Raw genomic sequence first — 22,443 nt, 5'->3', positions numbered from 1 at the left:
ATACTATTTCATTAGGAAGTAAACATAAAAACAGCTCGTTCCCATATATACTGGTAACAAGCTGTTTTTATGTTTTTCGATTTTCTTTATACATAAGCCGCTCTCGGCAGACGATAATGCGAATGCTCTATACAAAGAGTTTTCTCTATCCACTGCTCTACTTCCTTTATATACATTTCAATAAAAAACACTTCTGACGGAAATGAATGCAGCACTTCCGATATATATTGCGGATATAAATATGGCATACTGATCATCCCCTTCAGCTGCGTCATAAACATCGTGAAGGATATTTTTTGAAATTCTTTATTTTCCTGACCTTTTCTAATAAGTTGTTCCACATAATATCTCTCTTTTGAAAAGTAAATCGTCATTACTTCTCGAATTAATGTGCTATCTAATGAAAGTTCTCTGTAAAAGAAACGAGTAAGTTCTCTTCGCTCAAATTGATATTGTAAAATATTGCGTACCATCTGAAATAATACTTCTTTTGAAGACAAAAAATTCCGCTGTTCAAATGGCATTTCAATTACACGTAAGTACCCCTCTAAAAAGTCTGACACTAACTGTTCCAGCAATCCTTGTTTTCCAGCAAAATAATACGAAATATTGGCAGCATTGACATTTGCTTGTTTTGCTATATCACGCACCGATGTACCATTATATCCTTTCGCATAAAATAGCGAAATTGCCGCATCGATAATCTTCTGTCTCGCCTGTGTCATATACTTACTCACTCCCTTTCGTAGAACAGCTTTTATTCTTTAGCAAGCAATAAGAGCCCGTTGGTTCAACTAGCCATCAACGGAGGACGCCCTTCTCTACTGATGAAAGTTTCACTTTTATGTAAATTTCTTGACTTTTAGGACAAATTCCTTTAATTTTCTATCGACAAAGTCATGCGAATTATAGCTTATTTTGCAATAATTTTACATTTCACTAGAGAAAGGGTGGCGTTTTTATGTTTACATCAGAAGGATATACAGGTACACGCGAGGAGCAATACGAAACAGTAATCAAACAGCTCGATGCATTATTAACAGGTGAGTCAAATGTAGTAGCTAACTTAGCAAATGCATCTGCTTTACTCAATGTGTTTTTACAAGATATTAACTGGGTGGGCTTTTATGTAACGGAAGGAAATCAGCTTGTACTTGGACCATTTCAAGGATTACCAGCTTGCGTTCGTATCCCATTTGGCCGTGGTGTATGCGGCGCAGCAGCGGAAACAAAAACGACGCAACTTGTCGCTGATGTTCATCAGTTCCCTGGACATATCGCCTGTGATGCAGCTTCTAATTCAGAAATTGTTGTACCACTTATCAAAAACGGTGAAGTCATTGGCGTACTAGACATCGATAGCCCAAATAAAGGTCGTTTTGATGAAATCGATCAAACATATTTAGAGAAATTTGTAGAAACTTTATTAAACCATATATAAAAAAACGGCTCTTAAGATAGAGCCGTTTTTTCTTTTTGCAGCGCTTGTGCTAAATCTACTACGACATCTTCCCACGCCTCAAGTCCTGCGGATAAGCGTAGTAAATTATCATAAATACCCATCTGCTCACGAATATGTTTTGGAATAACCGCATGTGTCATCGTTGCTGGATGCTGAATTAACGTTTCTGTATCACCAAGGCTAACTGCAATTGCAATTAACTTTAAGTTATCCATCAAAGCCTGTGCCTCTTCTTTTCCACCTTTTACTGTAAACGACAGCACTCCACCGCCGCGCTTCATTTGTTTATTTGCAAGCATCCCTTCCGGATACCATACATCTTCTACTAATTCATGATTTCTCAGAAAAGCAGCAATTTTTTCTGCATTTTCAGAGTGGCGATCCATCCGCACTGCTAATGTTTTTAAACCGCGCAAAAGCAGCCATGCATCAAATGGTGACATAATTCCTCCAACATCTTTGCGAATCGGACGAATTTTTTCTGCAAGCTCTTTTGTTTTACAAATCGTAACACCCGCGACAACATCACCATGACCGCCAATATATTTTGTCGCACTGTGTAAAACAACATCGCAGCCTAATGTAAGTGGTCTTTGTAAATATGGTGAACAAAACGTATTATCAACAATAACGAGAAGCCCATGCTGCTTTGCTACTTTTACAACAAGTTCTAAATCAATAAGTTTCATCGTTGGATTAATTGGTGTTTCTACAAAAATGATCTTCGTATTCGGTTGAATACTACTTGTAATCTCTGCTTCTGTTTCCATCTCACATAATGTATGCGTAATTGCAAATTTCTCCTCTAATACTTCTAAAAATCCATACGTACAACCGTATAATCCGTTAGAACAAACAATATGATCTCCCGCTTTTAAAAAGGCTAAAAGCGTCCCTGAAATAGCTGCCATTCCAGAGCCAAATGCAAGCGCAGCTGCCCCTTCTTCTAAAGCTGCCATTCTTTCTTCAAATAACTCGACTGTTGGATTGCCAAGTCTAGAATAAATGTAAGCTGAATCATATCCAGCAAAACTCGCTTCCCCTTGCTGGGCTGTTTCAAATGTATACGTAGATGTTTGAAATAACGGAGGTGTTAAACTCCCTTTATACTGCGCAGCATCATACCCGTGATGGACTAACGTCGTTTCGATATGTTTCTTTTTCATACAAACATCCCCCTTATACTCCATACTATGTAAGCGTTTTCTATCTGTTGCTATCCTTTCCATGAGCATTCATAAAATTCCTTCTTGCATTTTTCCAAAATTTATATGTATAAAATAAAAATTGATATTCTTGACTCCCTCCTAATAAACAGATATAATAGCCTTTGTGTAAAATAAAAAGGCAGCCTTGTAATGTGAGTTTATTGTTTGTATTTTGTTCCTCACGAAGAGGTGTATCGTGTAACTCCCTGCTGCTGGAGCGAGGGTACATGAAAATGAAATACGCATAAATGTCAATTACGTCTGTTTTTATTTTACAAAAATAAAAACATCTAAAGGAGGAGTCATTCATGGCTCGTTATACAGGTCCATCTTGGAAACTTTCTCGTCGTCTTGGAATCTCTCTAAGCGGCACAGGTAAAGAATTAGAAAAACGCCCTTACGCACCAGGTCCACACGGTCCTAACCAACGTAAGAAACTTTCAGAATACGGTTTACAATTACAAGAAAAACAAAAACTTCGTCACATGTACGGCATGACTGAGCGTCAATTCCGTCGCACATTTGACCAAGCTGGTAAAATGATGGGTAAACACGGTGAAAACTTCATGATCCTTCTTGAAGCTCGCCTTGATAACCTAGTTTACCGCATGGGCTTAACTCGCACTCGTCGCGCTGCTCGTCAATTAGTAAACCACGGCCACATCATGGTAGATGGCGCTCGCGTTGATATCCCATCTTACCGCGTTAAACCAGGCCAAACAATCAGCGTTCGCGAAAAATCTCAGAACCTAGCTGTAGTTAAAGAAGCTATCGAAGTTAACAACTTCGTACCTGAGTACTTAACTTTCGATGCTGACAAATTAGAAGCTACTTTCACTCGCTTACCAGAGCGCGCTGAATTAGCTGCTGAAATCAACGAAGCGTTAATCGTAGAGTTCTACTCTCGTTAATGATGAAAAGCCAATCCTTTTGGATTGGCTTTTTTCTTTGTAAAAATATTTATTTAAGCTTTATATTCATGGTTTCATTACGTTCTGGTTTCTCTACATAAACATGTTGTTCACTTTGATTCTTTTGTAAGTGAGTTTTTTCATTTTCTGCTAACTGTCCTGCGTTCAGTAACGAAAAGATAATTAATGCTTCTAGTGACATATAGTTAAGCTCCTTTTTTCTATCACTTATGATACTTACATCATACATACTTGTTATGAACTTGAAGTGAACATACAGAAAATTTTTGAACAAAAAAGACTCCGGTATCACATACCGAAGTCTTATATATTCTCTTACGCTATTTCTTTACGCTTTTCTCCTAAAGAGTAGTTCACAACTTTTGTAATTGAGCTGTTTGGAATGAAGTAAATCTCCCCTTCTTCTGCAACTAGCTGCGTCGTACGAAGCCCTACTTCTTCGACAATACCATCGATATCATTAATTTTCACTTTATCGCCAACTGAAAATTGATCTTCAAAAATAATAAAGAATCCTGTTACAACGTCTTTTACTAAGTTTTGTGCACCAAAACCAATTGCTAAACCGGCAACACTCACCCCAGCAAGAAGTGCTTTAATATCGATTCCTACTGTGTCTAAAACCGTCACAACTACCATGAAATACACAACATAATGAACAATATTTTGACAAAGCTTCGTTAATGTCGCCTCACGTCTTTCATTCGTGCGAACAGGCGCTTTGCTGCTCATCTTAAAAATTTGTTCAATTCCTACACATACTACGCGAATAACCACTTTTGCTACAATAAAAATAATAATTATTCTTAGGATAGTTCCCCCAAAGCTCATTAATTTTTCTGGGTTTAAAATATAATCTTTGAAAATTTCCTGAATATCCAAAATATTAACTCCTCTCCTTTAAAATGCAAAAAGCGTAAGGATTCTTACGCTTTTTCGCATATTAGTAACAAATTAAGAAATATTTTTTCTTACCGCGGCGAATGATTGTAAATTTGCCTTCAATGCGGTCTTTTTCTGTTACCGTGTAGTCTAACTCTTGTGTACGTTCACCATTCACATAAACCGCGCCATTTGTAATGTCTTCACGCGCTTGACGTTTTGATGGTGAAATTTTACTTTCTACAAGTACATCCACTAGTAATGCATCTTCTGTGTTACGCTCCACAGATGGTACATCCTTAAAGCCTTGTTCGATTTCTGCTGCTGTTAATTCTGCAACAGAACCGCTAAATAGTGCTGCTGAAATTTTGATTGCTTGCTCTAATGCTGCTTCGCCGTGAACAAGTTTTGTCATTTCAGAAGCTAATGCTTTTTGTGCTTCACGTTTTTCCGGCGCTTCTGCTACTTGTTTTTCTAATTCAAGAATCTCTTCATGAGATAAGAATGTGAAGTATTTTAAGTATTTAACAACATCGCGATCATCTGTATTAATCCAGAATTGGTAGAACTCGTATGGCGTTGTTTTTTCTGGGTCTAACCAAACTGCGCCGCCTTCTGTTTTACCAAACTTTGTACCGTCAGATTTCGTTACAAGCGGTACTGTTAATCCAAACGCCTTCGCATCTTCTTCTGATTTACGGATTAATTCAAGACCAGCTGTAATGTTCCCCCATTGGTCACTACCACCAATTTGTAATTTACAGCCGTATGTTTGGTATAAGTTTAAGAAATCGTATGATTGTAAAATCATGTAGCTAAACTCTGTAAATGAGATACCTGTTTCTAAACGAGATGCAACTGTATCTTTCGCTAACATGTAGTTTAAGCCAAAGTTTTTGCCGATATCGCGTAAGAATGTGATTAAATCTAAAGAACCAATCCAATCATAGTTGTTTGCGATAATCGCTGGATTACCTGCTTTTTCAAAATCTAAGAAGCTAGAAAGCTGCTCTTTAATGCGCTCACTGAAAAAGGCAACTGTTTCTTTCTCATTTAATGTACGCTCTGCTTTTTTACCACTTGGATCACCAATTAAACCTGTACCTCCGCCAACAAGTGCGATTGGTTGGTGTCCCGCTTGTTGGAAGCGACGTAGTATTAAAATTGGAAGCATATGACCAATATGTAAACTGTCAGCTGTCGGATCAAAGCCACAGTATAATTTCACACTTTCTTTCTCTAGCAACTCTTGTAAACCTTCTGCATCCGTTTGTTGATTAATCAAACCACGGAACTCAAGATCTTGTAAAATGTTCATCAAATTCACTCCTTTAGAAATAGTTTTTGCGCGGATTTTAAAAACATAAAAAAATCGCCCCTTCAATAAGGGACGATTTTACTCATCGCGTTACCACCCTAGTTGCAGGCAAAAAACCTGCCACTTCATTCACATAACGGCTTATCACCGTCTTTCCCCTTTCGGATGAAATCCAATCGAAGAAAGATGCTCCAGAGGTGTAATTCACGATCATTTATGTGCTGATTTCCACCGACCATCAGCTCTCTAAAACAGGGAAATGATCACTACTGTTCCCTTTCCACGCTCGATTATTTATATATTTTCTTTTATACCATCAATTGTATATGCATGTCAAATGAGCTTTACTTATGAAAATGACTACGGTCTTTTTTCCAGCGCTAATTTAATACCAAATGCCACAAGTACAAAACCGCTTATACCTTGGATAGCCCGCTCTGTAGACGGCTTTTTCATCCATGTCCGAATTGCATTGATTAAATAAATATAGAGTATAAACCATAGAAAGGTTAAAACTGTATATGTCATTCCCATAATAAAAAGTTGAAAAAACATATTTCCATCATGCTGTATAAATTGTGGTAAAAATGTTAAAAAGAAAAGAGCTACTTTTGGATTTAACAAATTAGTAAGAAAACCTTGCCGGAAGCAAGGAGCACCCTGATACTTATTTTTAACTGTAATATCCTCCGTTTGTTTTCCTTTCTTCCGTATAGACCATAATGATACGCATCCTAAATAAATAAGATAAATAGCACCAATATACTTAAAAATAGAAAATAAAAATGCCGATTTAACAAGAATTGCAGAAATCCCAAGTACAGCCGCTAACGTATGAATACTTAAACCACATAGAATACCAAAAACAGTTTTCATTCCGCCTTGTTTTCCCTGCAGTATTGTATTCTGAGTTACTAATCCCGTATCAGGTCCTGGCAAAATAATAAGAAAAATTGACATAGCAACAAAAAGATAATATTGCGTCATTAACATCCCTCCACAGGTTAAATCTTTTCTTTATCCCATTGTATTAACCTTCTTGCATCCTCTGTTGCATTTTACATATTACAATAAGTTATATGTAAAACTAAACAATTTGAACACAATTTCACTATACTCTAAACAAGAAAGGCCTGAACCAAATGTAGTTCAGACCTTTCTTACTTAATCTTCCATCGTAGACAAGTCTCCTGTTGGCAAGTTTAACTCCCAAGCCTTTAATACACGGCGCATAATTTTACCGCTTCTTGTTTTCGGTAATTTATCACGGAACTCAATTTGACGTGGTGCCGCATGAGCAGCTAATCCTTTTTTCACAAATTGACGAATATCTTCTTTTAATTCATCGGACGCTTCATATCCTGCGCGCAGTGCGATAAACGCTTTAATAATTTCTCCGCGTACTGGATCCGGAATACCAATTACACCAGCTTCAGCTACAGCAGCGTGCTCGATTAATTTACTTTCTACTTCAAATGGACCAACGCGCTCACCTGACGTCATAATAACATCATCAATACGCCCTTGGAACCAAAAGTAGCCATCTTCATCCATATACGCAGAGTCACCTGATACATACCAGTCTCCTGGCATAAAATAAGACTCATATTTTTGCGGGTTATTCCAAACAGCACGCATCATCGATGGCCAACCTTTCGCAATCGCTAAGTTCCCCATCGTATATGGCGGCACTTCATTTCCTTCATTATCAACAATTGCTGCCTTCACGCCTGGAATTGGTTTTCCCATTGATCCTGGACGAATTTCCATACAAGGATAGTTACAAATAACTTGTCCTCCTGTTTCTGTCATCCACCATGTATCATGAATGCGAAGACCAAATACGTTCATTCCCCAACGAATTACTTCTGGATTTAACGGCTCACCAACACTTAACACGTGGCGTAGCTGTGATAAATCATACTTTTTAAGCGTATCGTTACCAGCACCCATTAGCATGCGGAATGCTGTCGGAGCACTATACCAAACCGTTACACCATAATCTTGCAACGCTTCATACCATGCCTCTGGACTAAAGCGTCCTCCTACAATAACGTTCGACGCCCCGACTAACCACGGTGCAAATATACCATAGGCAGTTCCTGTTACCCAGCCTGGATCAGCTGTGCACCAGTATACGTCGTCTTCTTTTAAATCTAGCACCCATTTTGCTGTTTGATAATGCTGAACCATTGCATTTTGAACGTGCAACACGCCTTTTGGTTTCCCTGTAGAACCAGACGTATAATGTAAAATAAGTCCATCTTCTCTTCCAAGCCATTCAATATTCAATTTATTAGAAGCTTTTTCAAAAAGTGGGTTAAACGCTGTAATTTTACCGCCTTCTTCTACATTTTCACCAACGATAAATACCGTTTTTAATGCTGGTAAATCATTAAGAGGTATGCGCTCTAACAATTCTGGCGTTGTCACAAGCACTTTTGCTTCACTATCCACTAAGCGGTCGCAAACAGCCGCTTCCATGAAAGCTTCAAATAATGGTCCGACGATTGCTCCTAGCTTTACAGCACCAAGTAAAGTAAAATACAATTCCGGTGAACGAGGCATAAAAATAAAGACGCGATCGCCTTTTTCGACGTCCCCAAAATTCTTTAAGACATTCCCTGCTTTATTCGAAAACTCCATCATTTCTTTAAATGTATATTTCTCTTTTCTCTCGCCATCTTGATAATACAATGCTACTTTATTTTTTCGGTGGGATTTAGCATGTCGATCAATTGCTTCATAAGCCATATTTACTCGCCCAGTTTCATGCCAAGAAAAGTTTTGATTTACTTCTTCCCAATTAAAATTTTGATATGCTTCATCATAATTTAACAAATTATTTTCACCTTTAATTACTGGAAGCGTTTCTACTTTCATTCTTTACATCCCCCTTCTATGTACTCCATGTATTTTTATTATAAATATATTTTTTATAATTTTCAGTATTTTTTACAAATTTCGCACAAATTTTTACTGACAAATTTCGATTCACATCGCATACTGAGTACAGTAGTATGAAAATAGATAGTAGATTCACAAAGCCCTGAAGGTGGTGAGCCTAAAATTGATTCATAGTAAGGTATACAACGTAAGAAACTTGAAAACGCCGAAAGGAACTTTAGTTATTGAAGGTCCTGTCAAAACGCATAATTTAGAAATGTATGAGTTTCATCCTGATTTAGTTGCCTTTCGACCTGCCGACCAGCAATATAAAGCAATTGTCGAAATTTCTAAGTTACCGGAAGCCCGCATCATTATTGCTCGTCATGAACAAACGATTGTTGGCTATGTAACATATTTATATCCCGATCCGCTTGAGAGATGGTCTGAAGGGAAAATGGACGATTTAATCGAACTTGGTGCCATTGAGGTTGCATCAGATTTTCGCGGATGTGCTGTCGGAAAGAATTTATTAGAAGTTTCCATGATGGATGATCATATGGAAGATTATATTATTTTAACAACTGAGTATTATTGGCACTGGGATTTAAAACAAACCGGCTTAAATGTTTGGGAATATCGAAAAGTAATGGAAAAAATGATGAATGCTGGTGGACTTGAATGGATGGCAACGGATGACCCTGAAATTTGTTCGCATCCAGCAAACTGCTTAATGGTTCGCATCGGAAAACGCGTTGATACACAATCCATTCAAAAGTTTGACCGCTTACGCTTCCAAAATCGTTTCATGTACTAAAAGGGAGGATTACATCATGATTGTTGAAGAAATTATGAATCAAAATGTAACAGCGCTGTGCCCAAACGACACGATTGAAACAGCTTTACGAACATTAGCAGCAAAAAGCATCCGTCACATTCCAGTTGTAAATGAAAAATATGAAGTCGTTGGGATTATCTCCGACCGTGACGTTCGAGATGCAAGTCCATCTATTCTTGATGAACACGTTTCAAAGGATGCTCTTAACGAGCCAGTTGAACGTATTATGAAACATCCCGTTATGACATGTCATCCTCTTGACTTCGTTGAAGAAATCGCCACGTTATTTTTCGAAAATAAAATTGGCTGTCTTCCTGTTACAAAAAGCGGTAAGCTTGTCGGTATTATTTCAGAATCGACTGTACTGCATACGCTCGTCAAATTAACAGGTGCTCATCAACCAAGTTCACAAATTGAAATTCAAATAAAAAATGAACCTGGTATTCTCGGAAAAGTTGTTGCTGTTTTTAGTGAACTGAAAATTAACATTGTAAGTGTTCTCGTCTATCCAGCAAAAGAAGAGAGCGACAAAGTTCTTGTTTTCCGCATTCAAACAATGAATCCTCTTAAAGCAATTGAAGAACTAGAACAAAAAGGCTACCGTGTGTTATGGCCGAATATCGCGGGGATGGGAACATGAAAAATGTATTCATTTACTCAGAAGATTATCAGGGCTATTCCTTTAGTCCTGATCATCCTTTTAATCAGCTTCGTGTAAAGCTGACATATGATTTGCTTCAAAAAGGAGGATTCATACACCCTTCACAAGTCATTCCACCACGAATCGCAACAGATGAAGAAATTGCTTTAATTCATACAGAGGAATACATAAATGCGGTAAAACGTGCTGGAGAAGGAACGCTAGAAAAATCAATTGCAATGTCTTATGGTCTTGGAACAGAAGATACGCCAATGTTTGCCAATATGCATGAAGCAAGCGCCCTTCTTGTTGGGGGGACATTAACTGCGGTCGATGCAATCCTTGAAGGAAAAGCAGAACATGCTCTAAATTTAGGAGGCGGCTTACATCACGGCTTTCGCGGCAAAGCATCTGGCTTTTGTATTTATAATGACAGCTCGATTGCTATTAAGTATATGCAGCAAAAATATGGTCTTCGTGTTTTATACATTGATACAGACGCTCATCACGGTGATGGTGTACAGTGGTCCTTTTATGATGATCCTAACGTATGCACAATTTCCTTACATGAAACAGGGCGTTACTTATTTCCAGGAACAGGTGCTGTAAACGAGCGTGGTCAAGGCAATGGATACAGCTATTCTTTTAACGTTCCTCTTGATGCTTTTACAGAAGATGATTCATTTATACATGCGTATCGCACTGTCATTCGTGAAGTCGCCGATTATTTCAAACCAGATATTATTTTAACGCAAAACGGAGCGGATGCTCATTACTATGATCCTCTAACACATCTTTGTTCAACGATACAAATTTACCGTGAAATCCCGAGGCTTGCTCATGAAATTGCTCATGAATATTGCAATGGTCGCTGGATTGCAGTCGGTGGCGGCGGCTATGATATGTGGCGCGTCGTTCCAAGAGCTTGGGCACTCATTTGGCTCGAAATGAATAACATCCAGAACATCTCAGGTTATCTCCCTCCAGAATGGATTGAAGCTTGGAAAGGACAAGCAACAACTGAACTTCCCCTCACATGGGAAGACCCTAACAACATGTATAATCCTATCCCTCGAAAACCAGAAATCGAAGAAAAAAACGCATTAACCGTGGCAAAGTCTCTTGAAATTATTCGGAATAATACAAAAAAGGCATTATATTAAATAAAAGAATAGGAGATTTGCTCCTATTCTTTTTTATGAAGGGTGATTTTTTATGTGGACACAACAACTCATCCATACAAAGCGTGGTACTTTTGAACTATTTTCAAAAGGAAACGGAGAACCTCTCTGTGTAACACACCTATATTCACAGTTTAATGAAACAGGAGATTACTTTGCCGATAGCTTTACATCATCACATCAAGTTATATTAATCAACCTAAAAGATGCAGGTCATTCAGTAACTACTTGTAAAGAAGAAGAATTAAGTATGGAAGAAACAGTTGAAGACCTAGAAGCAATTCGTGAAGCGCTCCGCATTTCATCATGGCATTTCGCAGGACACTCTACCGGCGGCATGCTTGGACTAATGTACGCGATAAACCATCCGCAGTCATTACAATCTTTAGTAGTAGTTGGCGCTGCTGCCAGCGATTACACAAAAACAAAAGACTGCATTTATCATCCGGATCATCCGCAGTTTGCATATATGCAGCAACTGATTGAAGATTTGAAACTACCACATCTTACACAAGAAGAAAGAAATGCCTTATCAGTCAAGCGTGCGAAGCTATCTTTATACCATCCAGAGAAATATGAAACATACTTTTCAAAACCTATTCATAAGACGATGGCCGCAAGCCGTATGAACTATTTTTCAAAAGAATTTCGTAGCTTTGATTTAAGAGAACACCTTTCTAGCGTAACAACAAAAACGTTAATCATTTGTGGAAAACACGATATTCAATGTCCCATTGCCTCTTCCCTACAAATACATCAAGGCATACGAAACTCTTCTTTTATTTCTTTTGAACACAGCAATCATTATCCCTTTTTAGAAGAGAAAGAGAAATTTTTATCTGTTACTACAGCGTTCTATCATTCTTTAAAAGAAGGAAGTGGCCAAGTATAATGCTTCAAAATGGGATAAAAGAGCATTGTTATTTTAATACGAGGAGCCATTTTTATGGAAACCAATAAGTATTTTTTGTATTTAGGAGTGATATGGTCACTACTATTTTCTGGCTTGAGTTTCTATTGGGCAGCGGGGGGCATGTTTGGTGTTAGATCCCTAGGAGGTGCAATTTATGAAATGGCATTACATCCAACACCATCGTTTATAGCAATCGTTTGGATAACTGGATTCATAAAATTGCTCGGAGTAGTATTGCTCATCATGTTGTTAATGAAATGGGGAAATTCTCGGATTCAAAAGTCGCTCTATCTCATAATAAAAATTTGTGGACTTTTACTTTTTTTATACGGTTTGTTCAATTTCATAACAATATCCTTGAGTGCAATTGGTGTTTTAAACCTTGAATTAGATAGATATGCCACCTTCTGGAGATTGGTACTCTGGGAGCCTTACTGGATGATCGGAGGTATATTTTATTTTTTTTCTATAAAAAAAACTAGAGAATGTAGAGTTACAAGATACAATAATATCTGAAATAATAACAAGGAACGTTAATTCGAAAAAAGACTAATTACCTAATAGTAATTGTATGAAGTTTGCTATTCAACAATTAGCCGCAATCGCTGAATAGCCTTTAGGTTTAAACAACTTTATTGTTATATTTTTCCGTGCAGTGTTTCATATCAAATGATAATTATCGCTCTTTGAGGAATAATGATAATAACAACTATTTAATTTATAGCGGAGAAGTGAATATGCCGAACATTTTTATTTATATAGCGTTTGCAATGTTGTCCATTGTATTTGTTCTATTATTATTCCTATTTATTGGTTGGCGTTGGATCATAGAGCTAACGGTGAAGAAGTACGGAAAAATTATTTTAACCGATAATTATCAAGAAAATATTACAGAGTTGATACCAACTCTAAGGCATATGGGCATTCAAAATATGCTGGAAAATAGCTTGCGCGCAGAAACAGGCAGCGTCCTTCAGCGACCACTTGCTGGATCTTCCAAAAAATGGCCACACTTGGATCCGATAACCTTTATTCCTGCACAAACGACACCATTTCCAATTGATGGTGAAGAAGAAATTGATCTAAAAATAACCATTGGACCAAAAGCAAAAAAACCACTGGAAGTTCAAATCCCTCTAATGATTAGTGGGATGGGCTATGGGATAGGGCTTAGTGAACAAGCAAGGCTTTCATTAGTAGAAGCAGCTAAAAATGCAGGAACAGCGATTAATTCTGGTGAAGGAGGAATCTTGCCTGAAGAGTTAGACACAGCCGGGAAGTATATTTTACAGTTTTCGAAAACAGCATGGGCAAAGGAAAAAGAAGTGATTAAGCGTGCTAACATGATCGAAATTAAACTTGGTCAAGGGGCACTAGCCGGGATGGGCCAGAAAATCGAGCCTAAAGATTTAACAGGTCGTGCTCGCGAAGTGATGGGGCTTAAGGAAAATGAGGATGCTGTGATTTTTGAACATTTTTTTGAAAATCAAACATTAAGGGATATAAAAGAACTAGTTGAGGAACTAAGGAGTTTATCTGGCGGTGTCCCCATTGGTGTGAAAATAGGGGCAGGCGGAAAGATTGAAGAAGATATTGATCATTTAATTGACCAAGGTGTTGATTTTATCGCGATTGATGGAGGACAGGCAGCGATGAAAGAGGCTCCACCTATTTTATGCGATGATTTTGGTATTCCAACATTGCATGCAGTCGTTCGTGCTGTGAATCATTTAGAAAAAAGAAATAAGAAAGGAGAAATAAGCTTAATTGTCTCCGGAGGACTTTTAGTCCCTGGACATTTTTTGAAGGTGCTCGCACTCGGCGCTGATGCCGTGTATCTTGGCTCTGCAATGTTATTTTCTCTCTCACATACTCAATCCTTCAATGCACTTCCTTTTGAGCCACCGACACAAGCTGTTTGGTACAACGGGAAATTTAAGGATCAATTTAATGTCGAAGATGGGGTAAAATCTGCTGAAAAGTTTTTAACCGCAAGTGTAGAAGAAATAAAAATAGCATTAAGAGCAATGGGAAAACGCTCATTAAAAGAATTGTCAAAAAAAGATTTAGTATCCTACGATGAGTTGACTGCGAAAATGGTTGGAATTCCGTTTTCATTTGAAGCTTGGGAAGACAAGCAACTACAGAAATAAGTGCTATGTTTGAAAAACTAACTTTATTTTAAAATTATATCTTCATTAATAAAGAGAAACTTCTATCAGTGGAGAGGTTCTTCATCCTCCCACCGATGGAAATTTCTCTTTTTTTACTCTTAAACTGAATCCGTTATCTTTTGCATATTTTCATGAGAAATGAAAGAACTTAATTATAAGGTGAAACTTCCATCAGTGGGGGAGTTCTTTATCCCCCACCTATCTTCTTTACTCCTCTCTAATTCTTGAGGTGGGGGTCTTACTGCCCGCGAATAGCGGGATAAACACGCTATCATTACATCATGTATGGCACTACATAAAGAAGGTGAACGCTATGAAAGGATTTCTAATTTTGTATACCCTATTTGCATTTATGACAGGCTATTCTACTAAACAGGCTTCCACTGAAAAGCATGCATCTCATCCCAAACATGAAGAAGCTGAATTAACGAAAAATGTGAAATATTCATCGGCCCCAAACGAACCATTGCAACCTCCAACTCCTCCAAAACAAGAAAAGGTTATTTTAGATGTACCGCTCATACCCCAAAAACCTGAGCTGAAATTCGGCTGTGAAGTGACGAGCTTAGCGATGGTACTACAACATGCTGGCGTGAAAGTCGATAAAATGCAGTTAGCAAATAATATAAAAAAAGACAATGATCCGCCGTCTGTCAGCAAAGACGGGGATATTCTTCAATGGGGAAACCCTAAAGAAGGATTCGTTGGAGATATAACAGGGAAAACTATGGGATTTGCTGTTTACGTTGAACCGCTGCAACAATTAATGGAACAGTATCTTCCAAATCGCACAGTAAATTTAACAGGAAAATCTTTTGATGATGTACTAGCTCAAGTCAACATAGGTAAACCTGTAGTAGTTTGGACAACGGGAGATTACCAACTTCCTGACAAATGGGCGTCTTGGAAACATGGAAACGAAAACATTACAGCTCCTCTAGATTTACACGCTGTTGTACTCGTAGGTTTTGAAAATGGATACGTTTATATTAATGATCCTTTAAGTGAGAAAAAAGCACTTAAGGTAAACAAAGAAACGTTTATTCAATCTTGGGATGCGTTAGGAAAGCAAGCTTTGTCCTATCGTTAACAAATACAAAAGGGATGTGCTCTTTAAAAGCACATTCCTTTTGTTGTTATCTTTCCAGAAGCTCACAAAAAAGGAAAACGCATTCAGTTTTCCGAATTCACTTTCATTCCCTTTTACTCTTTATTTCTACTTTAAATCTATATACAATGTATGGGATAGGACTAATACTTTTATACATAATTTTGGGAAGGATGGGAATTATAAATGTGGAACGAGTTTAAAAAGTTCGCTTTAAAAGGGAACGTTATGGATTTAGCTGTCGGGGTTGTAATCGGTGGCGCATTTGGTAAAATTGTTTCTTCATTAGTAAATGATATTATTATGCCATTGGTCGGAATTTTACTAGGTGGCGTTGACTTTACGGGTCTTTCTTATCCAGTAGGTGATGCAACATTAAAATACGGTGCATTCATTCAAACTATTGTTGACTTCTTTATCATTGCATTCTCTATCTTCTTATTCATTAAACTATTCAACAAACTATCATTCAAAAAAGAAGAAGAGAAGAAAGAAGAAGCACCAGCTGCTTTATCGAAAGAAGAAGCGCTTCTTACAGAAATTCGTGATTTATTAAAACAACAAAATGCATCAAGAGACAATGCATAATAAAATAGACAAAGAGAGAGCAGACATAGATCTGCTCTCTTTTTTATCCCGCTACTTTTGGGCAGTAAGAGCCCGTTTGGTGAGAGCTTTCCATCAGTGGGGGATGAAAAAAACCACTGATGGAAGTTTCACTTTATAGCGTTTCTGAGTTTGTATGAATAAACAAAATAATACCTGCGACAAGTAAAATAATAATAGCGCCTACAAATAATGTAATAGAAAAAAATACAAAAATGTCATGTATTTGGTCTCCAGCGCTTTCTAAAAAAATCGAAGTAACGTATGTGATTAGGGCTATCCCTGCCAAAACACCACCAGGAATAAAGCGTCTCATACCACTCTGCTTTAACGTCATATAAGCGAATATAGCCGTCACACAAAGCGTAATTCCCCAAAGAATTATCATTTCATCTCCCCCTCACATAGTTTTATCCGCTATTCACGAACAGTATGATCTCCCACTGATGGAAGTTTCACTTTATAATCATTATACATTAGAAATAGTGGTAAAGCGAAACTTCCATCTAAAAACAAATGTCACAGCGACTATTGAACTCTTTATAAAATAAAAAAACTCGTGGTTGTATTTCCACGAGTTTTCTCCTTATTACTTTGTTGAATCTCTAAACTTAATACTGTGCGGTAAGATAACAGTATGATCTTCTACTGTTTCTTTGTTCATGTATTTTGTTAATAAGCGCATTGCAACTGCTCCGATGTCATACATTGGTTGTACAACTGTTGAAAGCTGCGGGCGTACCATAATTGCAAGACGTGTATTGTCAAAACCAAGTACTTCTAAATCGTTTGGCACGTTTAGACCTTTATCTTGTGCTGCATGAATCACACCTAATGCCATTTCATCAGAGGATACGAATACTGCTGTCGGCTTTTCAGCAAGTTCCCATAGCTTATCTAATGCTTCCATACCTGAATCGTATGTATAATCCCCGTCAACAACAAGCTCTTCGTCGTAAGCAATACCAGCTTCTTCTAATGCTTGTTTATACCCTTGTAATTTTTTTGCGCTGCCTGCTTTATCAACATAAGGACCAGATACGAAAGCAATGCGTGTATGACCTTTCTCTAAGAAATGCTTCATTGCATCATATGCTGCTTGTGTGTAATCAATATTTACAGATGGTGTAATGTTTTGCTCATCAAATGATGCCGCAAGTACGATTGGAACAGGAGATTTTTTAAATTCTTCTACATGAATGTCTGTAATATCTTCTCCCATAAATACGATGCCGTCTACTTGCTTACCAAGCATTGTATTTAATAAATGGAACTCTTTCTCTTTATTTTGGTCAGAGTTACTTAAAATAATATTATATTTGTACATTGTTGCGATGTCTTCGATACCACGTGCAAGTTCTGCATAAAACGTGTTAGAGATATCTGGAATAATAACCCCTACTGTTGTTGTTTTCTTACTTGCTAATCCTCGTGCTACTGCATTTGGACGGTAGCCAAGGCGCTCAATCGCCTCTAGTACTTTCTTTCTTGTTGTCGGTTTTACATTTGGATTGCCGTTCACAACACGTGATACTGTTGCCATTGAGACATTTGCTTCGCGCGCTACATCATATATTGTTACGTTCATCTTTTCACACACTCCTTTATAAAATTTATCTATATACTATGTATCGGTTAACTTGAATGAAAAAAAAGACATCCACTCTACTTGAAGATGTCACTCCCGAGCCCTTTTACTAATGATACGATACAAATAAGGATTGAGACAATATTTTCCCGAAAAAGTTTCGAAAAAATTCGTTCCTTTTCTTATATTTTCATATTTTAAATAGAAAAATACTTATTTTCGAGAAAAAAATCTATGCAGCATTCAGCTGCATAGATTTTGAAGCCATTCTTATCCCGCACTAACAGGCAGTAAGGTCCCCACCTCAAGATTCAGAGAAATCGAAGAAGCTAAGTGGGGGATAACTGCCCGTAAGAGCCCGATTGGTTCAACTAACCTTTTGGAGAAGAGCGCTCCAAAAGGAAGTTTCACTTTATCTCATACGAAATGCTTTTAATTCGTTCATAAATGCATTAAATTCTGGAATATCCATTTGCTGCGCTGAATCTGAAAGTGCTACAGCTGGGTCAGGGTGCACTTCTGCCATAATCGCATCTGCTCCGATTGCCATCGCTGCTTTTGCAGTTGGCAATAATAAATCACGGCGTCCTGTCGAATGTGTTACATCTACAACAACCGGCAAGTGCGTTTCTTTCTTTAAGATTGGTACAGCAGAAATATCTAATGTATTTCGCGTTGCTTTCTCATACGTACGAATGCCGCGCTCACATAAAATAATATCGCCGTTCCCTTGTGCAATAATATATTCTGCCGCATACATAAACTCTTCAATCGTTGCGGATAATCCGCGTTTTAATAATACGGGCTTATTGACAGAACCAGCGGCTTTTAATAGTTCAAAGTTTTGCATATTGCGCGCACCAATTTGAATTACATCTACGTAATCAAGCGCCATTTCAATATCATTTGGATTTAAAATTTCACTAATTACAGCTAAATCATACTCATCTGCTACTTGGCGCAAAATTTTCAGCCCTTCAACACCAAGACCTTGGAAATCATATGGTGATGTACGCGGTTTAAATGCACCGCCGCGCATAAGTTTTAATCCTTGTTCTTTCATTGCTTCCGCTACTTGGCGAACTTGCTCATAACTTTCAACTGCACATGGTCCCATAATAAAGTGAGCATTGCCATCACCAATTTTTTCACCTTTAATATCAACAATCGTATCATCTGACTTTTTCTTACGAGATACAAGAAGTGCTTTACGATGATCGTCTTCTTGCAATTCTAAACCTGTTTTAAAAATTTGTTTAAATAAATGTTGAAGCGTTGAAGTTTCGAATGGTCCATCATTGTTTTCTGCGATTAAATCGAGCATTTTGCGCTCGCGTACTGGATCAAAACGTTTCACACCTTGTACTTCTTTTAATTTACCAACCTCTTGTACAAGACGACCGCGCTCATTTAATAATTTTAAAATTTGTAAGTTCTTTTCATCAATTTGAGAACGTAAACGATCTAATTCCTGTGATGCCATAATAAAGCCACCTCTTTCAAATTTTATATGTATACTAATAAAAAGATATAAATATCATTCATAAGATAACTTATTATATATGATACATATGCGGATGTCACTTCATACACTTCGCATTAGACTGCGTATGGAATCGTTATTTTTTCTTAATTTAATCGTAAAACGCATGGTACGTCAATATTATTTTTAGAAAATTAAAAAAGCAAGCACATTTGCTTGCTTTCTCTTATTTTATCCCGCTACTTTTGGGCAGTAAGAGCCCGATTGGTTCAACTAACCATCTGTGGAGGATGAAAACCCCCCCACTGATGGAAGTTTCACTTTATATTCTCTTGTAACGCTTGCTTTGTAATTTTCCAATGCGATGCATGCCATAGCACTTTACCATCTTTTATGTATAATACTTGCGGTGATTCATGTCTAATTTCAAAATGCTCGGCAACCTTATTTGAAACAGGACGTGCATCTTGCACATATAAATAATATGCCGGTACAGCTTGCTCTTCTCTGCGATATTCTTGAAACGCTGTGAAAGCACCGTGGCTAATTGGGCATGTTGTACTATGTTTAAACAAGATATACGGCTCTTTACTTGCTGTTAATTCCTGAAATTGCTCCATTGTTTCAATCTTCGTCATGCTCATTTCATTCGCCTCTCATTCGAATCGGAAGTCGCGGTAATTTCTTTTCTTTTTTCGGTTTTTTCTCTGGCTTTTCAAACTGCTCTACTTCATCCTCTTTCTTTTTTGCACGAAAGCGATTGTACACATCAATGACCGCATTACTCCATTGCACCACTTGTGCTACTTTATCTGCATTATTTTCTACTTGATCTGCAACAGAATCAGAAACGCTGCGTAGTCTTGTGTTTAAAGAATGAATCGTTGTTCCAATTCCCTCTACACCTTCCACAACTTTATTTAACGACTGTGATTTCTGTTGAATATCTTCTGCTAATGCATTTGTTTTATGAAGAAGCTGCTCTGTTTCCACAGTAATACCCTGCATTTGTTTTTCAAGACCTTCCATCGTACTTGCTACATTTTCTAACGTTTTTTGGACAGATACTAAAGTCTTACATACATATACAACTAATACGGCAAACGCAATTGCGATAATGGCTACACTGACGTATAAAAGAATTTGCATACGAATCACTCCTTTATCTTTTTATGTTTTCTCCTATTATACAATCATTTTCCGTTTCATTCTAATTGTTCCATATTTCGTATTAATTTTCATATTTGTTTGGCAAATGCAACCTAAATTATTAAACAAATTCGGACAAGTAGGTTACAATAAGAAAGGATACATATATAAGGGAGGCTTTACATATGAAAGACCCACGTATTGAAACATTAGCAAAAAATTTAATTAACTACTCTATTCGTTTACAAAAAGGCGAAAAAGTGTTAATCGAAAACTTCGGCTTACAAAAAGAGCTTGTAACAGCACTTGTAAAAGCTGCATATGAAGCTGGTGGTTATCCATTCGTACTATTAAAAGATCATCAAGTAGACCGCTCTTTAATGATGGGTGCAACAGAAGAACATTTCGAGCAAATCGCTGCATATGAAGCAAGCGTAATGAAGGATATGGATGCTTATATCGGCCTTCGCTCTGGTGATAACGTAAATGAACAAGCTGACGTTCCAAGCGAACGCATGAAAATTTACGGCAACACAGTAGGTAAAAAAGTACATAGAGACATTCGTGTTCCAAAAACAAGATGGGTTGTACTTCGCTATCCAAACGCTTCTATGGCACAGCTTGCAAAAATGAGCACAGAAGGATTTGAAGACTTCTACTTTGATGTATGTAACTTAGACTACGCTAAAATGGATAAAGCGATGGACAATCTTGTTGAGTTAATGAACAAAACAGACAAAGTACGTCTTGTTGGACCTGGAACTGACTTAACATTCTCAATTAAAGACATTCCAGCAATTAAATGTGCTGGTCACTTAAATATTCCAGACGGCGAAGTATACTCTGCGCCTGTTCGCGATTCTGTTAACGGTACAGTTTCTTACAACACACCATCTCCGTACAACGGTTACATGTTCGAAAATGTAAAACTTACATTTAAAGATGGTAAAATCGTTGAAGCAACTGCAAACGATACAGAACGTATTAACAAAATTTTCGATACAGATGAAGGCGCACGCTACGTTGGTGAATTCGCAATTGGCGTAAACCCATACATTTTACACCCAATGGGCGATATTCTATTCGATGAAAAAATCGACGGCAGCTTCCACTTCACACCAGGACAAGCATACGAAGATGCATGGAACGGCAACAACTCTAACATCCACTGGGATTTAGTATGCATCCAACGCCCTGAATACGGCGGCGGAGAAATTTACTTCGACGACGTATTAATCCGTAAAGATGGCCGCTTCGTTGTACCTGAATTAGAAGCATTAAATCCTGAGAACTTAAAATAAGATAGAGAAAGTGAGCACAGGTTGTTGTGCTCACTTTTATTTTTTAACATGAGGTTCGTTAACGAACATTATATGTATTATAAAGAATCAATATAATCTTTAGACTCACGTAATGATAATCCTAGATCTTTCTGAGCTTTTTGAATCGCTCTAATTAATTTTCTGTTCGTTTTACTATTTTATTAAAAGGTACTCATTTTTCCTAATAGAAGATTACTTTTTATACAAATAAAGACCATAATCTTGCATAATGGAGGCGTGACCTTGTTGTCGTAACATAGCTGCGATATTACCGCGGTGATAAGATCCATGAGTAACAACGTGTAGTATAGATTCAGAAATAGAAGTTGTAAGTAAACCAGCATATGGATTATCAACTACTATTACCTTTTCCATATCTTCTTGAACACTTAGAAAGTCTTTATATCTCCTTGATAAATCGAAAAATATGCTCTCCATTTCCTCGATACTTTTTGACTCTGTTTGCTCTATTAATTGATTTACTAATTCGAATGCTTCATTCATACTTTTACCAGAAATCACATTTAACCATAAGTGATCGGTGAGATAAATATGAGATAACGCTTTTGATATAGAAGGAAAAATACTCTGCATTTCCTTGGTGTAAATATCCTGAGACAGTTCTTTTAATCGGTCAATCATTTTTTGGTTCGCCCATACATGATAGTCATACATTTCTAATGTGGAATTTATCATATTTCACATCTCCCTTTTCTCTATATCCCAAGCAAAACATAGAATAGAGGCAATGAT

Annotated in this window: 24 protein-coding genes and 1 other annotated feature; of the genes, 11 read left to right on the top strand and 13 right to left on the bottom strand. The window is 37.4% G+C overall.

Annotated elements, in window-relative coordinates:
- Positions 1-86 precede the first annotated feature (86 nt).
- A complete protein-coding gene (refZ, locus tag ACTDJC_RS00790) occupies positions 87-725 on the bottom strand; it encodes a forespore capture DNA-binding protein RefZ (protein WP_098305431.1) in 639 nt (212 codons plus the stop codon).
- Between the two features lie 236 nt (positions 726-961).
- Here refZ and ACTDJC_RS00785 point away from each other — a divergent pair, with 236 nt between their 5' ends.
- Positions 962-1,441 carry a GAF domain-containing protein gene (locus ACTDJC_RS00785; protein ID WP_098305433.1) on the top strand — a complete coding sequence of 160 codons (480 nt, stop codon included), beginning with the start codon at positions 962-964 and terminating at the stop codon, positions 1,439-1,441.
- Positions 1,442-1,452: 11 nt separating this feature from the next.
- Here the strand turns inward: ACTDJC_RS00785 and megL are convergent, their stop codons facing one another.
- A complete protein-coding gene (gene megL / locus ACTDJC_RS00780; protein ID WP_098305435.1) occupies positions 1,453-2,628 on the bottom strand; it encodes a methionine gamma-lyase in 1,176 nt (391 codons plus the stop codon).
- Between the two features lie 350 nt (positions 2,629-2,978).
- Between megL and rpsD the strand changes: the two genes are divergently transcribed.
- Positions 2,979-3,581, top strand: coding sequence for a 30S ribosomal protein S4 (gene rpsD / locus ACTDJC_RS00775; protein WP_098305437.1), 603 nt, complete (start codon positions 2,979-2,981; stop codon positions 3,579-3,581).
- Positions 3,582-3,630: 49 nt separating this feature from the next.
- On the opposite strand, the gene ACTDJC_RS00770 is transcribed toward rpsD, so the two are convergent.
- The 5 genes from ACTDJC_RS00770 to acsA all read right to left on the bottom strand — a co-directional run bounded on the left by ACTDJC_RS00770 (position 3,631) and on the right by acsA (position 8,685).
- Positions 3,631-3,783 carry a transporter gene (locus ACTDJC_RS00770; RefSeq protein ID WP_154712003.1) on the bottom strand — a complete coding sequence of 51 codons (153 nt, stop codon included), beginning with the start codon at positions 3,781-3,783 and terminating at the stop codon, positions 3,631-3,633.
- 134 nt (positions 3,784-3,917) lie between these two features.
- Positions 3,918-4,484 carry a mechanosensitive ion channel family protein gene (locus tag ACTDJC_RS00765; protein WP_440602442.1) on the bottom strand — a complete coding sequence of 189 codons (567 nt, stop codon included), beginning with the start codon at positions 4,482-4,484 and terminating at the stop codon, positions 3,918-3,920.
- 61 nt (positions 4,485-4,545) lie between these two features.
- Positions 4,546-5,802, bottom strand: a complete 1,257-nt coding sequence (gene tyrS, locus ACTDJC_RS00760; RefSeq protein WP_440602441.1) for a tyrosine--tRNA ligase — start codon at positions 5,800-5,802, stop codon at positions 4,546-4,548.
- A gap of 65 nt (positions 5,803-5,867) precedes the next feature.
- Positions 5,868-6,094 (bottom strand) — a binding site (T-box leader).
- 68 nt (positions 6,095-6,162) lie between these two features.
- Positions 6,163-6,789 (bottom strand): LysE family translocator, encoded by a 627-nt coding sequence (locus tag ACTDJC_RS00755; protein WP_440602440.1) that lies wholly within the window; start codon positions 6,787-6,789, stop codon positions 6,163-6,165.
- Between the two features lie 177 nt (positions 6,790-6,966).
- Positions 6,967-8,685, bottom strand: coding sequence for an acetate--CoA ligase (acsA, locus tag ACTDJC_RS00750; protein ID WP_098305447.1), 1,719 nt, complete (start codon positions 8,683-8,685; stop codon positions 6,967-6,969).
- Between the two features lie 187 nt (positions 8,686-8,872).
- Here acsA and ACTDJC_RS00745 point away from each other — a divergent pair, with 187 nt between their 5' ends.
- From ACTDJC_RS00745 to mscL, 8 genes are all read left to right on the top strand, one after another.
- Positions 8,873-9,505, top strand: coding sequence for a GNAT family N-acetyltransferase (locus ACTDJC_RS00745; RefSeq protein WP_098305449.1), 633 nt, complete (start codon positions 8,873-8,875; stop codon positions 9,503-9,505).
- 16 nt (positions 9,506-9,521) lie between these two features.
- Positions 9,522-10,166 carry an acetoin utilization AcuB family protein gene (locus ACTDJC_RS00740; protein WP_440602439.1) on the top strand — a complete coding sequence of 215 codons (645 nt, stop codon included), beginning with the start codon at positions 9,522-9,524 and terminating at the stop codon, positions 10,164-10,166.
- A complete protein-coding gene (locus ACTDJC_RS00735) occupies positions 10,163-11,329 on the top strand; it encodes an acetoin utilization protein AcuC (protein WP_098305453.1) in 1,167 nt (388 codons plus the stop codon). Before ACTDJC_RS00740 ends, ACTDJC_RS00735 begins: the two co-directional genes overlap by 4 nt.
- A 52-nt stretch (positions 11,330-11,381) precedes the next feature.
- Complete coding sequence (locus tag ACTDJC_RS00730; RefSeq protein WP_440602438.1) at positions 11,382-12,239, top strand: alpha/beta fold hydrolase; 858 nt, start codon at positions 11,382-11,384, stop codon at positions 12,237-12,239.
- Positions 12,240-12,293: 54 nt separating this feature from the next.
- Positions 12,294-12,776, top strand: coding sequence for a DUF3995 domain-containing protein (locus tag ACTDJC_RS00725; protein WP_098305457.1), 483 nt, complete (start codon positions 12,294-12,296; stop codon positions 12,774-12,776).
- Positions 12,777-12,997: 221 nt separating this feature from the next.
- On the top strand, positions 12,998-14,413 hold the full coding sequence (locus ACTDJC_RS00720) for an FMN-binding glutamate synthase family protein (RefSeq protein ID WP_440602437.1): 1,416 nt from the start codon (positions 12,998-13,000) through the stop codon (positions 14,411-14,413).
- Positions 14,414-14,747: 334 nt separating this feature from the next.
- Positions 14,748-15,524 carry a C39 family peptidase gene (locus ACTDJC_RS00715; protein WP_440602436.1) on the top strand — a complete coding sequence of 259 codons (777 nt, stop codon included), beginning with the start codon at positions 14,748-14,750 and terminating at the stop codon, positions 15,522-15,524.
- Positions 15,525-15,728: 204 nt separating this feature from the next.
- Positions 15,729-16,130: a large conductance mechanosensitive channel protein MscL gene (gene mscL, locus ACTDJC_RS00710; protein ID WP_440602435.1), complete on the top strand. Its 402-nt coding sequence runs from the start codon at positions 15,729-15,731 to the stop codon at positions 16,128-16,130.
- A 133-nt stretch (positions 16,131-16,263) separates the two neighbouring features.
- Here the strand turns inward: mscL and ACTDJC_RS00705 are convergent, their stop codons facing one another.
- The 5 genes from ACTDJC_RS00705 to ACTDJC_RS00685 all read right to left on the bottom strand — a co-directional run bounded on the left by ACTDJC_RS00705 (position 16,264) and on the right by ACTDJC_RS00685 (position 20,368).
- On the bottom strand, positions 16,264-16,536 hold the full coding sequence (locus ACTDJC_RS00705) for a DUF3917 domain-containing protein (protein WP_429720270.1): 273 nt from the start codon (positions 16,534-16,536) through the stop codon (positions 16,264-16,266).
- 201 nt (positions 16,537-16,737) lie between these two features.
- Complete coding sequence (ccpA, locus tag ACTDJC_RS00700; protein ID WP_429706642.1) at positions 16,738-17,736, bottom strand: catabolite control protein A; 999 nt, start codon at positions 17,734-17,736, stop codon at positions 16,738-16,740.
- Between the two features lie 412 nt (positions 17,737-18,148).
- Entirely contained in the window at positions 18,149-19,219 is a 1,071-nt protein-coding gene (locus ACTDJC_RS00695) for a bifunctional 3-deoxy-7-phosphoheptulonate synthase/chorismate mutase (protein ID WP_098305471.1), read from the bottom strand.
- Between the two features lie 317 nt (positions 19,220-19,536).
- Positions 19,537-19,863, bottom strand: a complete 327-nt coding sequence (gene ytxJ / locus ACTDJC_RS00690; RefSeq protein WP_440602434.1) for a bacillithiol system redox-active protein YtxJ — start codon at positions 19,861-19,863, stop codon at positions 19,537-19,539.
- Between the two features lies 1 nt (position 19,864).
- Entirely contained in the window at positions 19,865-20,368 is a 504-nt protein-coding gene (locus tag ACTDJC_RS00685) for a DUF948 domain-containing protein (RefSeq protein WP_098305475.1), read from the bottom strand.
- A gap of 185 nt (positions 20,369-20,553) precedes the next feature.
- Between ACTDJC_RS00685 and ACTDJC_RS00680 the strand changes: the two genes are divergently transcribed.
- Positions 20,554-21,669: an aminopeptidase gene (locus tag ACTDJC_RS00680; protein WP_230573664.1), complete on the top strand. Its 1,116-nt coding sequence runs from the start codon at positions 20,554-20,556 to the stop codon at positions 21,667-21,669.
- Between the two features lie 213 nt (positions 21,670-21,882).
- Here the strand turns inward: ACTDJC_RS00680 and ACTDJC_RS00675 are convergent, their stop codons facing one another.
- Positions 21,883-22,386: a DinB family protein gene (locus ACTDJC_RS00675; protein ID WP_440602433.1), complete on the bottom strand. Its 504-nt coding sequence runs from the start codon at positions 22,384-22,386 to the stop codon at positions 21,883-21,885.
- Positions 22,387-22,443: the final 57 nt, after the last annotated feature.

Origin of the sequence: Bacillus sp. GB_SG_008, from assembly GCF_052038115.1 — a bacterium.
GTDB classification, from domain to species: Bacteria; Bacillota; Bacilli; order Bacillales; family Bacillaceae_G; genus Bacillus_A; species Bacillus_A rhizoplanae.
This window is presented reverse-complemented; position numbering and strand designations above follow the sequence as displayed.

What these genes read in the sequence shown, in the direction of transcription:
- refZ (WP_098305431.1), bottom strand. Translation starts at nt 725, where the DNA reads ATGACACAGGCGAGACAGAAGATTATCGATGCGGCAATTTCGCTATTT.
- ACTDJC_RS00785 (WP_098305433.1), top strand. Translation starts at nt 962, where the DNA reads ATGTTTACATCAGAAGGATATACAGGTACACGCGAGGAGCAATACGAA.
- megL (WP_098305435.1), bottom strand. Translation starts at nt 2,628, where the DNA reads ATGAAAAAGAAACATATCGAAACGACGTTAGTCCATCACGGGTATGAT.
- rpsD (WP_098305437.1), top strand. Translation starts at nt 2,979, where the DNA reads ATGGCTCGTTATACAGGTCCATCTTGGAAACTTTCTCGTCGTCTTGGA.
- ACTDJC_RS00770 (WP_154712003.1), bottom strand. Translation starts at nt 3,783, where the DNA reads ATGTCACTAGAAGCATTAATTATCTTTTCGTTACTGAACGCAGGACAG.
- tyrS (WP_440602441.1), bottom strand. Translation starts at nt 5,802, where the DNA reads ATGAACATTTTACAAGATCTTGAGTTCCGTGGTTTGATTAATCAACAA.
- ACTDJC_RS00755 (WP_440602440.1), bottom strand. Translation starts at nt 6,789, where the DNA reads ATGACGCAATATTATCTTTTTGTTGCTATGTCAATTTTTCTTATTATT.
- acsA (WP_098305447.1), bottom strand. Translation starts at nt 8,685, where the DNA reads ATGAAAGTAGAAACGCTTCCAGTAATTAAAGGTGAAAATAATTTGTTA.
- ACTDJC_RS00740 (WP_440602439.1), top strand. Translation starts at nt 9,522, where the DNA reads ATGATTGTTGAAGAAATTATGAATCAAAATGTAACAGCGCTGTGCCCA.
- ACTDJC_RS00735 (WP_098305453.1), top strand. Translation starts at nt 10,163, where the DNA reads ATGAAAAATGTATTCATTTACTCAGAAGATTATCAGGGCTATTCCTTT.
- ACTDJC_RS00730 (WP_440602438.1), top strand. Translation starts at nt 11,382, where the DNA reads ATGTGGACACAACAACTCATCCATACAAAGCGTGGTACTTTTGAACTA.
- ACTDJC_RS00725 (WP_098305457.1), top strand. Translation starts at nt 12,294, where the DNA reads ATGGAAACCAATAAGTATTTTTTGTATTTAGGAGTGATATGGTCACTA.
- ACTDJC_RS00720 (WP_440602437.1), top strand. Translation starts at nt 12,998, where the DNA reads ATGCCGAACATTTTTATTTATATAGCGTTTGCAATGTTGTCCATTGTA.
- ACTDJC_RS00715 (WP_440602436.1), top strand. Translation starts at nt 14,748, where the DNA reads ATGAAAGGATTTCTAATTTTGTATACCCTATTTGCATTTATGACAGGC.
- mscL (WP_440602435.1), top strand. Translation starts at nt 15,729, where the DNA reads ATGTGGAACGAGTTTAAAAAGTTCGCTTTAAAAGGGAACGTTATGGAT.
- ACTDJC_RS00705 (WP_429720270.1), bottom strand. Translation starts at nt 16,536, where the DNA reads ATGATAATTCTTTGGGGAATTACGCTTTGTGTGACGGCTATATTCGCT.
- ccpA (WP_429706642.1), bottom strand. Translation starts at nt 17,736, where the DNA reads ATGAACGTAACAATATATGATGTAGCGCGCGAAGCAAATGTCTCAATG.
- ACTDJC_RS00695 (WP_098305471.1), bottom strand. Translation starts at nt 19,219, where the DNA reads ATGGCATCACAGGAATTAGATCGTTTACGTTCTCAAATTGATGAAAAG.
- ytxJ (WP_440602434.1), bottom strand. Translation starts at nt 19,863, where the DNA reads ATGAGCATGACGAAGATTGAAACAATGGAGCAATTTCAGGAATTAACA.
- ACTDJC_RS00685 (WP_098305475.1), bottom strand. Translation starts at nt 20,368, where the DNA reads ATGCAAATTCTTTTATACGTCAGTGTAGCCATTATCGCAATTGCGTTT.
- ACTDJC_RS00680 (WP_230573664.1), top strand. Translation starts at nt 20,554, where the DNA reads ATGAAAGACCCACGTATTGAAACATTAGCAAAAAATTTAATTAACTAC.
- ACTDJC_RS00675 (WP_440602433.1), bottom strand. Translation starts at nt 22,386, where the DNA reads ATGATAAATTCCACATTAGAAATGTATGACTATCATGTATGGGCGAAC.